This window comes from Microvirga massiliensis, from assembly GCF_001006805.1.
Classification (GTDB): Bacteria; Pseudomonadota; Alphaproteobacteria; order Rhizobiales; family Beijerinckiaceae; genus Microvirga; species Microvirga massiliensis.
Window position 1 is genome coordinate 916,100 of the sequence record NZ_LN811350.1, and the last position, 13,930, is coordinate 930,029.

The window sequence follows — 13,930 nt, forward strand, 5'->3', positions numbered from 1 at the left end:
TTTCCGCGGTTGTCCCAACACCGCGGCCAGCGTGGGGCCATAGCTCAGTTGGGAGAGCGCTTGAATGGCATTCAAGAGGTCGGCGGTTCGATTCCGCCTGGCTCCACCAAATTCCCTCCTCAGAACATGAGAATCTCGATGATGAGCCGCCTTTGGGCGGCCTTCGCGTTTTAAGCGGCGAATCACCGTGAGGGTGTCGCACGCGCGCATGCACACCACGCGGCACCGCCGATGCGGGGCCGAACTCCTTCCCGCCTTGAATCAGATGACCTTCCGTGCCGGAATCCCATCGACCTGAGTCGGCTTGCAGAGTGCAGGGTGACTGTCGCCCCGGGTGATCAGGTCAGACTCGAGGGAGACGAACGGCGGAAGGGCAGGGCGATGATGGCAGTCATCTTTGAAGTCTGGCCTGCAAGCGGACGCAAGGACGATTATCTGAAGCTTGCGGCATTGCTGCGGGCAGAGGTCGAGCAGATCGACGGCTTCATCTCCGTCGAGCGCTTCGAGAGCCTCTACGAAGAGGGTAAGCTCCTGTCATTGCAGTTCTGGCGCGACGAGGCGTCCATCACGGCCTGGCGCAACCACCTCAAGCACCGGCAGGCGCAGGCCGTCGGGCGCAATGGCATGTTCGCCGATTATCGGCTGCGAATCGCCAAAGTCGTGCGCGATTACGGACCGCAGGACCGGGCGCAGGCGCCGGCCTCTCCGGAAGAGGCGGTTCCGGGCTGAAGCCGAAGATCGATTGCGTCAGGAAGACTCGTGATTCGTGGAGCGACTCGGAAAGGGGAGAGGCCTCCCCGCTCGGTTGCGGAGGTGCAGACGCTCCGATGCGCCGATGATACCCTGACTCGAAGCTCAATTCCTTGGAGAGTGTCCATGAACGAGCGCATCACAGCCACCTCGACCGGAGCCACGTCCCAACGTTCCGCTGCCGGCTTCGATCTGAGCCCCCCGACCACGGACCAGCGTAAAACTCTCGCGGCAGATCTGACACCCGACGAGAGGGAAGTGATCCTGGAGCACGGGACGGAGGCGCCGTTCTGCGGCGTGTTCAATGAGGCGAAAGCGGCGGGCACCTATGTCTGCCGCCAGTGTGGACTGCCTCTGTTTCGTTCGGGCACGAAATTCGAGTCCGGAACCGGGTGGCCGAGTTTCTTCGATCCCATCGATCGCACACATGTCGCCATCGTGCGAGACACCAGCCACGGAATGGTCCGCACCGAGATCCGCTGCGCCCGCTGCGAGGGCCATCTAGGACATGTGTTCGATGATGGCCCACCTCCGACGGGCGAGCGCTTTTGCATGAACTCCGTTTCCCTGCAGTTCGTCCCCCAGGGCGAAGCGCTTCCTGATCGGCTCGGCCGCGGAGCGCCTGAAGGAGAGCCGCTCTCCTGAAGAGCACGCCCGACCCACCGGCAAGCCCAAAAAACCCCGCTCGGAATGAGGCGGCCGAGCGGGGCAAGATAGGGGCGGGCCGGTGCATGCCGGCCTCATCTCAGGGTGGCCCAAGCCGGCTAATGAATCCATTCGCCCATTGAGACAGTCCGCCGTAGTACCTTGGGCGTATTCGGGTGAGCGATCGCGCCCTGACCTCACTTGCGCTTGAACTGACCGACGCGATTCAACACTTCGGTCGGGATCCCGTAGTCCTTTACGACGGCATCCCAGTAGCGCAAACCACAGAGCTCGCGCTGAATCATGAAGGCCCAGACCCGTTCGGCGGCTTGGTCGAGCAAGTCGGAGCGACGCGCCTTCCTGTCGGTCCCGGGCACTCCGGCATCGAAGGCGCGCAAGGTCGCAAGGGCCTGTTCGACCTGATGGCCCAGATTTCCGAGGGTTTGCGCCTTTTGCTGGAGGATCTCGTAATCGAGCACGCTCCATCCGGTCTCCGGGCTGAGGCCGGCTGATAGGCTTCGGGGCATGCGAACTGGCATCTCGGGCCTCGGCACCGTGTGAGAACGTGAAAGAGGACCCCATCGCAACGGTCCCTTGCATGCTCAGCAAGCTAGCGCAGAGAAAATCAGCGTCCAACTTTGCGCCGTATCGCGCGTTGCATCTCTGTCCAGAGAGGGAGATGCCTTGGACAGCCGCCAATACCCCAAAGATCGAAACCACATGAATGCTTTCATGAAGGTTCGCAGTGGGTTGCGCATCCAGTGCGTTGGCGATCGTGCACAGTTGGGGCAGTATTCCGGACGGGATGGTGGGTGCAGCCTCGGGACCTGGGTCCAAGGGAAGGCGACATCATGAAAAAGGTTATCCTATCGGCTGCCCTTTGGATTCTTGTGGCAAGCCTCGCTTCCACGGAGGCCTCGGCTCAAGCGACACTGGCCAGCGTCAAGCAGAAGGGGTTTCTGACCTGCGGCACGCACGACACAGGCTTCCCCGGTTTCGGCATGCGAGACCCGCAAGGGAACTGGACCGGCTTCGACGTCGATTTCTGCCGTGCCGTTGCAGCTGCCATATTCGGTGATCCGACGAAGGTTCGCTTCATGTCTCTCACGGCGAAAGACCGGTTCACAGCGGTTCAATCAGGTGAGGTGGACGTTCTGGCCCGCAACGCGACTGCCACCGTATCGCGCGAGACGCAGCTCGGCCTCGATTTCCCGGCGATTACCTATTACGACGGCCAGGGCTTCATGGTGCGCAAGGCGCTCGGCGTTTCCTCGGCGAAGGATCTGAGCGGCAAATCGATCTGCGCCGATCAGGGCACCACGACCGAGTTGAACCTCGCTGACTACTTCCGCGCCAACAACATGGAATACGAAGCGGTGAGCTTTGCGACCTCGGACGAGGCAAAGAAGGCTTATGATGCTGGTCGCTGCGATGCCTTTACCACGGACATCTCCAGCCTTCATGCCGCACGCCTACAACTCTCGAACTCGGATGATCACGTCATTCTGCCAGAGGTCATCTCCAAGGAACCGCTCGGCCCAGCCGTGCGTCACGGCGACAACCAGTGGGGCGATGTCGTCAAGCTCGTGCACACAGCCATGCTGGATGCCGAGGAACTCGGCATTACCAGAGCCAACGTCGACGAGATGAAGAACTCGAGCAATCCCGAAGTCAGGCGCCTGCTCGGAGTCGAGGGCAAGTTCGGTGACGCGATCGGTTTGAGCAACGACTGGGCCTACTGGATCATCAAACACGTGGGCAACTACGGCGAGAGCTTCGAGCGCAACGTGGGAGAGGACTCGCAACTTAAGATCAAGCGCGGCCAGAATGCCCTATGGACCAAGGGCGGCCTGCAATACGGTATCCCAGTCCGGTAGTCAGTGGCCTGTGCCGGCACCGGAATCGCACTGCCCGCTCTCGCACTCGCTGATGATCGGGTGCACGAGGACAGTGAGAAACTGCAGCCTCGTTTCACCTATGTGAGCGCAGAAGAGCGGCCCTCTGGGATAGAAAAAATCCGAGGTCCACTGCCCCCTACCACCGACCTCGACTGCGGCCTGCCAACTCCTGGCGGGCCTTTTCTTTGGGCTAAGAATGCAGGTCGGTCATCCATGGCAGAGTCGGGGACGGGCGCTGTCCCGAAAAGAGCCCGCCCGGCCCGCATAGGACCGAGCGGGAGTGCCATGGGAGGAACCGCGAACTGGAAGGATCCGGCTCGAGATCAATTTGAGCCGATCGGGTTAAAGTTTGGTTGACGTAACGGAATGATGGGCATTTTTCGGTGTCTTTCGGCAAAGGCGACTCATCCGGCGACAGGAAGATAGCCTTCGTCCGTTACAGCCAGTCCGCTTCGACCCGTCGCCATCCACAGGACTATGTGGCCGTAGCCTGCCCGAACCATCCTTGCGGGTCGCCAGCCCTCCCGCGGGTCAGGCTCAGCTGATCGCTCTCCCACCCCGTATTCGGCCCAGAGCCGTATTCGTCGGGCGGCACATCTGCCTCGGCTCGGCGTTCCATTGTTGTATGCCGCCGGCACTTGGTGCAGGAGATGTCCCGGCAGCGTGTGCACCCCTCGTCGAGGGGCTGCCGCCCTACGCACGGGCCCTCAGGCTCGGCGCTGACCTATTCCACCCGTACCGTATCGGAAAGGACACGTCATGAAACGTCGCGACTTCATCCAGAGCGCTGCAGTCGGCGTTGCCGGCGGGCTCGTCGCGAGCCCTGCCATTGCACAATCGTCGCCCGATATCCGCTGGCGCCTGTCGTCGGGATTCCCGAAGTCGCTCGACACGCTGTTCGGCGCGAGCGAACTGCTCTCCAAATATGTCGCCGAGGCGACGGATGGGCGGTTCCAGATCCAGCCTTTTGCGTCCGGAGAGATCGTCGGGACCGCCCAGGCCTTCGATGCGGTGGGCAATGCCACAGTCGAGATCGCCCATACCTGCTCGTACTACTATGTCGGCAAGGACCTGACCTTCGCGATCGGGACGGCGATCCCGTTCGGTCTCAATTCCCGCCAGATGAATGCCTGGCTGTATCACGGCGGGGGGAACGATCTGCTCAACGAGTTCTATGCGAAATACAACGTCTATGGACTGCCGGGGGGCAACACGGGAGCCCAGATGGGCGGCTGGTTCCGCAAGGAGATCAAGTCGCTGCAGGACCTGCAGGGGATCAAGTTCCGCATCCCCGGATTGGCCGGACAGCTCATGGCGAAGCTCGGAGCCGTTCCCCAGCAGATCGCCGGCGGTGATCTCTATCCGGCTCTCGAGCGCGGCACGATCGACGCGGCCGAATGGGTGGCGCCCTACGACGACGAGAAGCTCGGGTTCTACCGCGTCGCGCCGTTCTACTATTATCCCGGCTTCTGGGAAGGCGGACCGACCATCCACTTCTACATCAACCTGCAGAAGTGGCAGGAACTCCCGAAGCAGTATCAGGCCGCCCTGCAGGCTGCTGCTGCCTATGCGAACATTGACATTCAGGCGAAATACGATGCAGTCAACCCGCCTGCGCTTCGTCGACTGGTCGCCAACGGCGCACAGCTGCGCCCATTCTCCCAGGACATCATGGAGGCTGGTTACAAGGCAGCAAACGAGATTTACGATGAACTCTCGGCGAACAATGCCGCCTTCAAGAAAATCTTCGACAGCTACCGTGCATTCCGGAACGAGGAGTATCTCTGGTTCCAGGTCGCGGAATACACCTACGACAATTTCATGATCCGCGCCCGCGCCCGCGGCTGATTACGAGACATCCGCAGCACATCCCCGATGTGGAAGGCCCGCCGGAGCTATGCTCCGGCGGGCCTTCTCGTTAGAGCCGTCTTGCTGAACGCAGAGCTCCTGAGAAGGTCCAGGGGCATCCCGGGTCATCGCAAGAGCCCGCAGCCGGATGTTGACTTCGGCAGGTCCTAGAGTTCTGATCGACCCAACAATACGTACATCAAATCCGGCGCAGCGTCTCGACACGGTGCCGTCCGCCGCCGGCGATCCCTGGAGGGATCTTCGAGTGGGCGATCGGTACGGGAGGAAACGATGGCATGCTTCTCGAAAGTCTGGCCCTCGCTCGCCATTGTTGTCGGCCTTGCGCTGCCCGTAGCCGCGCAGGACTATCCGGCCCGTAACGTCAAGATCATCGTGCCCTTCGGCGCCGGAGGGCCCGCCGACGTCTATGCGCGCGTGATCGGACAACACCTCGAGGTGAGCCTCAAGCAGCCATTCGTGATCGAGAATCGGCCTGGGGCCGGAGCCATCATCGGCACCGAGGAGGTCGTCAAGGCTCAGCCGGACGGCTACACGCTGCTCATGATGTCCAATACGCATACGACCAACGAGACGCTCTTTCCAAAGAAGTCGTATCAATTGCTGCGCGACCTCGTGCCGGTTGCGCCGGTGAACTATTCCGATCTCGTGATGGTGATCCATCCTTCGGTTCCCGCGAAGGATTTGCAGGAGTTCATCGCCCTTGCGAAAGCAAAGCCCGGATTGCTGAACTATGCGTCGTCCGGACCCGGCACGCCGTATCACATGGCGGGTGAGCTCTTCAAAGCCATGACCGGAACGGACATCGTCCACGTCTCGCACAGAAGCAGCGGTGAGGCGCGGAACAACATCATCGGAGGCCACGTGCAGATGATGTTCGATGCCGTCACGACCATGGTCCCGAATGTGCAAGCCGGACAGGTCCGAGCCTTGGGCGTGACGGGCCAGAAGCGATCCGAAGTCTCGCCCGACATTCCGACGATTGCGGAGGCCGGCGTGCCCGGCTACGAGGCGACCATCTGGCTCGGTGTCATGGCTCCCAAGGGAACGCCGCAGCCCATTATCGAGAAGCTCAATGCCGAGATCGGCAAGGTCGTGAACCGGCCCGACGTCAAGGAGGCATGGGAGAAGCAGGGGGCATCGCCGATGACCATGACGCCCGCGGGATTCGGCGAATATCTGCGCAAGGATATCGACAAATGGGCCAAGGTCATCGAAACGGCCGGCATCAAGACGCATTGAGTCATCTCCATGCTTCAAAGGGTTCAACTCTGCGTCAATGGCGTCGATAGGACCATTCACGCCGATGGAGGAACATCTCTCCTGGCGGTCCTGCGCGACATGCTGAAGCTGACAGGCACACGTTTCGGGTGTGGTGCAAACCAGTGTGGCGCCTGCAATGTGCTCGTCGATGGTCGGGCCGTCGCCTCCTGCGACCTGTCGATTGGGGCTGTCGACGGCAAACGCATCACGACGATCGAAGGATTGGGAACCCCAGAGAAACCTCATCCGCTCCAGATCGCATTCGAAGCGGAGCAGGCCATGCAATGCGGCTACTGCGTCTCGGGCATTCTGATAAGTGCCGCTGCTCTGCTCGAGCGCAATCCATCCCCGTCGGCGGAAGAGGTACGGAACGCCCTCGACCGCAATCTCTGCCGGTGCGGCGCGCATAACCGCATGGTTCGTGCCGTGCTCCGCGCTGTGGCGAGCCGGCAATCATGAGCAAGGCTCCTCCCCCGGAGGGCAGTGATGGAGCCGGCTTGCCCGGCAGCCTGCGCACGAACCCGCAGCTCGCCCAATGGCTTCGCTTTTCTCCGAGCGGGTTCGTCGAGGTCTCGCCAGGAAAGATCGAGATCGGCCAGGGAATTCTCACGGCTCTTGCCCAGATCGCAGCCGACGAGCTCGATGTGAGTCTCGAGCGCATACGAATGGTTGCGGCGAGCACGGCGCGAAGCCCAGACGAGGGTGTCACCTCGGGAAGCCTGTCGGTTCAGAATTGCGGGACGGCGCTGCGATTCGCCTGCGCGGACGCGAGAGCCATCTATCTTGCTGCGGCGGCCGCGCAAATCGGCGTTCCCGCCGAAGTGCTCGACATCCAGGACGGGACGATCATCGGACCGGGCAACGCCCGCACGAGCTACTGGGAACTGGCAGATTCCATATCCCTCGCCGTGAACGCGACCGCGACGGCCAAACCGAAGGCGGTTTCGGCGCGCACGGTCGCGGGAACGGCCGCGGCGCGTCGTGACATCCCCGCCAAAGTCTTCGGCCCGGCAGGCTTTATCCACGACCTGAGATTGCCGGGCATGCTGCACGGGCGGGTGCTCAGGCCCCAATCTCCCGGCGCAAGGCTGCTGTCGCTCGACGAGGCAGCCGTGCAGGATATCGCCGGGTTCGTTGGCGTCGTCCGCGACGGAAACTTCATCGGCGTGATCGCCGAGACCGAAGAAGGGGCGCACACTGCCCTGCTTCGGCTCCGGGGCGGTGCCCTCTGGTCGGACGGCGAAACTCTGCCGGATGAGGTGCAATTGCCAGCGTGGCTCAAGAGCCAGCCGTGCGAGTCGAGCATCGTCGCCAGCCGCGAGGCGGGAACCGGTGCCACCGTGGCGCGAACGCTTCGGCGCGAATACTCGCGTCCTTTCCTGGCCCATGCATCGATTGCCCCTTCCTGTGCGCTCGCGCAGTGGAGCGAGAGTGGCGTCCACGTCTGGAGCCATAGCCAGGGAATCTACAATCTCCGGGCCGATCTGAGCCTGGTGCTCTCGACGCCTCCTGACAAGATTGTGGTCGAGCACGTGGAGGGGGCAGGTTGCTACGGTCATAACGGGGCGGACGACGTGGCACTCGATGCGGTGCTTCTCGCTCGCGCGACAGGTGGACGTCCGGTCCGGGTGCAGTGGTCCCGCGAGGATGAACTCGTTCATGCGCCCTTCGGGGCCGCCATGGCGATCGGGATCGAGGCCGATTTCGACGAAGGCGGCGAGATCGTCGGCTGGCGGCACGAGATCTGGGGCAATGGCCATGTCGCACGGCCGGGGCGAGCCGAGGTCCCTCGGCTGCTCGCGGCGACGGAACTCGCGAAGCCGTTTGCACGCGTTCCTGCATCGAATCCGCCGCTGGCGAGCGGCGGCGGAGCGGAGCGGAACGCGGTGCCGTTCTACGAATTTCCGTCATGGCGGATTATGAGCCACCGGGTGCTCGCGCAACCTCTCAGGACATCTTCCCTGCGGTCGCTCGGGGCCTTCGCCAATGTCTTCGCCATCGAGTCGTTCCTGGACGAACTCGCGGAAGAGCGGGGCGAAGATCCGGTCGCGTTTCGCCTGCGCCATCTGCGCGACCCGCGGGCGCGCACCGTCCTGGAGGCTGCCGCGGCCCGTGCCGCCTGGGCGTCGTGGGAAAAGCGCGACGGTGTCGGGCACGGCGTCGGATGCGCCCGCTACAAGAATTCCGGTGCGTATTGTGCGGTCGTTTCGGAGGTCGAGGGCGATGCCGAGATCCGGGTCAAGCGGCTCGTGATCGCCGTCGATGTCGGCGAGGTCATCAACCCGGACGGCGTCGCGAACCAGATCGAGGGTGGGGCCATCCAGGCGACGAGCTGGACGCTCAAGGAGGCCGTCCGCTTCGACCGGAACCGCGTGACGAGCGATTCTTGGGAGAATTACCCGATCCTCCGGTTCTCGGAGGTTCCCGCGGTCGAAGTGGAGATCGTCTCCCGTCCGGACGAGCCACCGCTCGGGGCCGGCGAGGCCGCTCTCGGTCCCACGGCCGCGGCAATCGCAAACGCTGTATCCGATGCTCTGGGCATACGGATACGCGATCTCCCCATGACCCGTGATCGAATCATCGCCGCGATGGCATAGGTATGCATGAACAAGCTCAGAATTCTCAGCGGAGGCGCGGCGCAGGGACTGGTGAGTGGGCTGGCTGCACAGTTCGAGCACGCGACCGGCTTTTCGATCGCAGGCGAGTTCAGCGCAGTCGGGCGGATGAAATCTAGGCTCCGCAACGGGACTCCGGCGGACGCCGTCATCCTGACCTCGGCCGTGATTGAGGAACTCACGCGGGACGGCCATGTCACCGGAGGATCCGCTGTCGCCCTCGGTACCGTCCAGACCGGTGTTGCCGTCCGCTGCGGTGATCAGGCTCCGCGGGTGGACACGACCGACACTCTGAGAAACACGCTTCTCGCTGCGGATGAGATATTCATTCCCGACTTTCAGCAGGCCACCGCTGGCGTCCACTTCGCCAAGGTGCTCCGTACGCTCGGCATCTGGAATGAGGTCGAGCCGCGTCTCAGGAGCTTTCCGAACGGAGCGACCGCGATGCGGGAGCTTGCGGCTGCGACGAGTGCACGCCCGATCGGCTGCACGCAGGTGACGGAGATCGTGAACACACCGGGAGTCCGCCTCGTCGGTTCCCTTCCGCCGGGATGCGAACTCGCGACGGTCTACACGGCGGCGGTTTGCACGGGAGCCCAACACCCGGAAGAGGCGCGGGCATTGATCGCACTCCTGTCCGGTGACGGCGCCCGCCAGATCCGCGAGCGCCTCGGTTTCATGTGAAGTCCTGAGGGGAGATGACCACGAGGCTGTGGCTCCACATCAGGATTATGAGCCGGAGGCGGGGCGATCCATCCTTAGACGGGTAGATTGCTTCACTTTGTTCGCAATGACGAAGAGGGTTTGAGGGCGGGCTGTGCAGGGCCGGAAACGGAGTAGCGCCGGACCCACTGCCGTCCTTGTGAGCCGCAGACGTGATGCACAGCCCGTCCGCCACACCTCCGTCATTGCGAGCCGCAGGCAAAGCAATCCAGAGTCATGCGCATGACTTCCGAATTTCTGCGCAGGGCTCGCCATTCGAAAGCGCATCCGGCTATGTGATGCAGCACCGCCGATTGGGCGTTACGTCAAGCTCGTGTTCACGCCCTGAAGCGTGCGAGGATATTTTCCAGCATCCGGACCGCACTGGCCTTATCGACTTTCTGCATGTCGAGTATGACCTTCAGGCCGTCCTGCTCCTCTCGAATGATCCTCTGTTCCGATGCCAGCCGATCAGATCCGCCGATGACTTTGTAGTTGCGGACCGGCTTGGAAAAGCCCTTCGCCAGAACGGGGCTCTGCTCCTCGGCCACAACGATGTCTTTGACGAGCGAGTAGGTTTCATGACTGATGAGAATGCCGCCCGGTTCGGCAAATGACTGCAGCCGCGATGCGAGGTTCACGGCGCTGCCGATGATCGTGTAGTCCATGCGGTCCTCGCTGCCGAAATTGCCCACGGTGCAATAGCCGGTGTTGATTCCAATCCTAAGTTCGAACGGTTTCTCCAATCCGGCGTCGCGCCATTCGGCCTGAAGCTCCCGCATGCGGGCCTGCATGGCAATGGCCATGGCAACACAGGCCGCGGCGTCCTCCCTGACGCCCTTGGTCTCCGGATCGCCGAAGAATGCCAGGATCGCGTCACCGACATATTTGTCGATCGTTGCTCCGTGATCCAGCGCGATCTTCGCCATCTCCGTGAGATAATGATTGAGGAGGGACGTCAGCTCTTCGGATTCAAGATCATCGGTTGTCGCCGTGAAATCTGCGATATCGGAAAAGAAGATCGTCAGCTTCTTGCGGTTCGAGGCGATCTCGACGCTCTGCTCACCCGTGAAAATCGACGAGTAGACCTGGGGCGACAGGTATTTCGAGAGCTTCGTCGACAGCACCTCCAGCTCTCGCTTCTGTTCGCTCACGATCTCATTGGCGAGGTCAGCCTGGCGCTTGGCCTCGCGGATGGCCTCTTCGGCGCGCTTGATCTCGGTAATGTTCGTATAGACGGCGACGGTGCCCCCTTCTGCGGTCTTCCGTTCGTTGATCTGGATCCAGCGGCCGTCGGCACGGCGTTGGACATGGGCCTCGCCCGGCTGTCGATGCTTCGTCAAGCGCTCGGCGATCCAGTCGTCCTCCCGCCCCTTGGCGTCCGCGACGAGACCTTGCTCGACGGCCTTGCGGATGAGCAATTCATAAGGTGTCCCGGGCGCCGGCACACCCAGCCCCGGATAGAGGATTTCGCCATATGCGCTGTTGCAGACGATCAGTCGGTCCTCCGCGTCGTACAACGAAAAGCCTTCCGAGATCGATTCGATCGCTTCGGTCAGCCGTTGCTCGCTGCGCCGGAACGCAATCTCTGCCTCCTTGGGGGCCGTGACGTCGCTCCACGAGCCGACGACCTCGACCGGTTCACCGTCGCGGTTTCGGATCAGGTGCTGCTCGTCAATCACCCAGCAATAGGTGCCGTCCTTTCTGAGGAACCTGTACTCGACCGTGTGGCGTCCTTTCTCGAAGAGGCGGACGGACTCGGCCTCGACACGCGCGAGGTCGTCGGGGTGCACGCGGCGCCGCCAGAAGTCGGCGTCTTCAAGATATTCGCGCGGCTCGTAACCGAGCCAGTCGGTGATGTTCTCGCTTACGAAGGTCGGCGCAAAATCACCCGTCGCCTTGTAGCTGTAGATCACGGCCGGTGCGCACGACATGAGATGCACGAGGCGCTCCTGTGCCGCGACGAGTGCCTCACTGAGTTGCCGTCGCGCTGTGATGTCGTTCCAGGACCCGACCACCTCGACCGGCTCACCCGCTGCATCGCGCAGCACCTGCAGTTCGTCGCTCACCCAGCAATAGCTGCCGTCCTTCTTGCGGAAGCGGTACTCGCTGGCGAGCCGTTCCTCCTCGAAGAGGCGTGAATAGGCTTTCAGGATGCGCGGCGTATCCTGGGGGTGGATTCGAACTTCCCAGAAGTCCGGACTCTGGAGATACTCCTCGCGCTCATAGCCGAGCAGTTCTTTGACGTTCTGGCTGATGAAGGTCGGCGCATAGTCGCCGCTCGCCTTGAAGCTGTAGATCACGGCCGGTGACGTAGCGAGCAGGTGCTCGATCCGCTCCCGGGCCGCCGCCGCGGCTTCCTCCGCCTTCTTGCGCTCGGTGACATCGCTCCAGGAGCCGACCACTTCGACCGGCTGGCCCTCTTCATCGCGGATCAAGTGCTGCTCGTCATTCACCCAGCAATAGGTACCATCCTTTTTCAGGAAGCGGTACTCGACCGTATTGCGGCCCTTCCTGAACAGCTGGAATGCCTCTGCCTCCACACGCACGAGGTCTTCGGGATGTACGCAGCGACGCCAGAAATCGGCATCCTCGAGGTACTCCTGCGGCTCGTAACCGAGCCAGTCCCTGATGTTCTCACTCACGAAGGTCGGCGCGAAATCACCTGTTGCCTTGTAGCTGTAGATCACGGCCGGTGCAGACGTCAGCAAGTGCACGATACGGTCCTGCGCCGCGACCAGCGCTTCGCCAATCTGCCTACGTGCCGTCACGTCGTTCCACGAGCCGACCACTTCGGTCGGCTCGCCCGCCGCGTCATGCAGCACCTGCAGTTCGTCGCTCACCCAGCAATAGCTGCCGTCCTTCTTGCGGAAGCGGTACTCGACACAGAGGTGGCCATCCTCGAAGAGGCGACCATAGTCGGCGAGGATGCGTGGAGCATCCTCCGGATGAATGCGGCTTTCCCAGAAATCGGGACTTTCGAGATATTCCTCGCGCTCGTAGCCGAGCAGATCCTTCACGTTCTGGCTGATGAAGGTTGGCGCATAGTCACCGCCCGCCTTGAAGCTGTAGATCACGGCCGGTGACGTAGCGAGCAGCCGTTCGATTCGGTCCTGGGCCGCCACTGCGGCTTCCTCGGCTTGCTTGCGCTCGGTGATATCACTCCAGGAGCCGACCACCTCTTCCGGCTGGCCGTCCGCGTCGCGAATCAGGTGCTGTGCGTCGTTGACCCAGCAATAGGTGCAGTCTTTCCGGAGGAACCGGTACTCGACCGCGTGGCGGCCTTTTCTGAACAGCTGGACGGACTCGGCCTCCACACGGGCGAGGTCGTCGGGATGCACGCAGCGCCGCCAGAAATCGGCGTTCTCCAGGTATTCCCGCGGCTCGTAACCGAGCCAGTCCATGAGGTTTTCGCTCACGAAGGTCGGCGCGAAGTCGCCCGTCGCCTTGTAGCTGTAGATGACGGCAGGAGAACTCGCGAGCAACCGGGACAGGCGGGCATGCGCAGCCGCCTTCTCCGCCTCCGCCGCCCGGCGTGCCGTGATGTCGCTCCAGGAGCCGACGATCTCGAGGGGCTGACCATTGGTGCCGCGGATCAGATGCTGCTCGTCGTTCACCCAGCAGTAGCTGCCGTCCCGTTTCCGGAAGCGGTATTCCACCGCATGCACGCCATTCTGGAAGAATGTGGCGATCACTTCCTCGACGCGGGCGAGGTCATCGGGATGGACACGGTCACGCCAGAAAGAGGGATCCTGGAGATACGCGGCCGGTGTGTAGCCGAACACGCCCCTGATATTCTCGCTGACGAATGTGGGGGCATAGTCGCCGAACGCCTTGAAGCTGTAGATGACTGCGGGAGACGAACTGAGCAGCCGCGCGAGGCGCTCCTGGGCCGCTTCATGCGCCTCCTTCAATCTTCGGCGGGCGCGGTTCTCATGCTCCCGTTCGGCGTTCCTGAGAGCCTGCTCGATGATGGCCGCGGCGCCCTGGATATCGATACCGTTCGGTGAGACCTGCAGGACCTGATGAAGCGCGGCCGTGGCGTTCCGGACGTGCTCCCTGGTGGATTCCCGAGATGTCGTCATGGCCCGAGATCCTCGACCACGCATTCACGAGCGTGGTCAAACTAAGCTGATCACGCCGCGTCTACCTGCCGATATATCCTAAGGCCCGCATTCTTTCACCCTGTGT

The 13,930-nt window shown here is 62.5% G+C and carries 10 protein-coding genes and 1 tRNA gene; 9 read left to right on the forward strand and 2 right to left on the reverse strand.

The features are described 5' to 3' along the window. The first annotated feature begins 33 nt into the window (after window positions 1–33). The 3 genes from BN1233_RS04225 to msrB all read left to right on the forward strand — a co-directional run bounded on the left by BN1233_RS04225 (window position 34) and on the right by msrB (window position 1,395). Window positions 34–109 (forward strand) — tRNA-Ala (locus tag BN1233_RS04225). 272 nt (window positions 110–381) lie between these two features. Continuing rightward, complete coding sequence (locus tag BN1233_RS04230; RefSeq protein WP_046862125.1) at window positions 382–729, forward strand: antibiotic biosynthesis monooxygenase family protein; 348 nt, start codon at window positions 382–384, stop codon at window positions 727–729. Between the two features lie 147 nt (window positions 730–876). After that, window positions 877–1,395, forward strand: a complete 519-nt coding sequence (gene msrB, locus BN1233_RS04235) for a peptide-methionine (R)-S-oxide reductase MsrB (protein ID WP_046862126.1) — start codon at window positions 877–879, stop codon at window positions 1,393–1,395. A gap of 197 nt (window positions 1,396–1,592) precedes the next feature. Here the strand turns inward: msrB and BN1233_RS04240 are convergent, their stop codons facing one another. Then, a complete protein-coding gene (locus BN1233_RS04240) occupies window positions 1,593–1,934 on the reverse strand; it encodes a DUF6665 family protein (RefSeq protein ID WP_046862127.1) in 342 nt (113 codons plus the stop codon). A gap of 312 nt (window positions 1,935–2,246) precedes the next feature. Between BN1233_RS04240 and BN1233_RS04245 the strand changes: the two genes are divergently transcribed. The 6 genes from BN1233_RS04245 (at window position 2,247) to BN1233_RS04270 (ending at window position 9,721) form a co-directional block, all read left to right on the forward strand. Next, complete coding sequence (locus BN1233_RS04245; RefSeq protein ID WP_046862128.1) at window positions 2,247–3,272, forward strand: amino acid ABC transporter substrate-binding protein; 1,026 nt, start codon at window positions 2,247–2,249, stop codon at window positions 3,270–3,272. A 780-nt stretch (window positions 3,273–4,052) separates the two neighbouring features. Further along, a complete protein-coding gene (locus BN1233_RS04250; RefSeq protein WP_046862129.1) occupies window positions 4,053–5,141 on the forward strand; it encodes a TRAP transporter substrate-binding protein in 1,089 nt (362 codons plus the stop codon). A gap of 291 nt (window positions 5,142–5,432) precedes the next feature. Next, window positions 5,433–6,401 (forward strand): Bug family tripartite tricarboxylate transporter substrate binding protein, encoded by a 969-nt coding sequence (locus BN1233_RS04255; RefSeq protein ID WP_046862130.1) that lies wholly within the window; start codon window positions 5,433–5,435, stop codon window positions 6,399–6,401. Window positions 6,402–6,410: 9 nt separating this feature from the next. Further along, the gene (locus BN1233_RS04260) at window positions 6,411–6,881 is read left to right on the forward strand and encodes a (2Fe-2S)-binding protein (protein WP_046862131.1); all 471 of its coding nucleotides are present in this window, start codon (window positions 6,411–6,413) and stop codon (window positions 6,879–6,881) included. Beyond that, window positions 6,878–9,019: a xanthine dehydrogenase family protein molybdopterin-binding subunit gene (locus BN1233_RS04265; protein ID WP_046862132.1), complete on the forward strand. Its 2,142-nt coding sequence runs from the start codon at window positions 6,878–6,880 to the stop codon at window positions 9,017–9,019. Before BN1233_RS04260 ends, BN1233_RS04265 begins: the two co-directional genes overlap by 4 nt. A gap of 6 nt (window positions 9,020–9,025) precedes the next feature. Then, complete coding sequence (locus BN1233_RS04270; RefSeq protein WP_046862133.1) at window positions 9,026–9,721, forward strand: molybdate ABC transporter substrate-binding protein; 696 nt, start codon at window positions 9,026–9,028, stop codon at window positions 9,719–9,721. A gap of 356 nt (window positions 9,722–10,077) precedes the next feature. On the opposite strand, the gene BN1233_RS50945 is transcribed toward BN1233_RS04270, so the two are convergent. Continuing rightward, entirely contained in the window at window positions 10,078–13,824 is a 3,747-nt protein-coding gene (locus BN1233_RS50945) for a PAS domain-containing protein (protein ID WP_052763694.1), read from the reverse strand. Window positions 13,825–13,930: the final 106 nt, after the last annotated feature.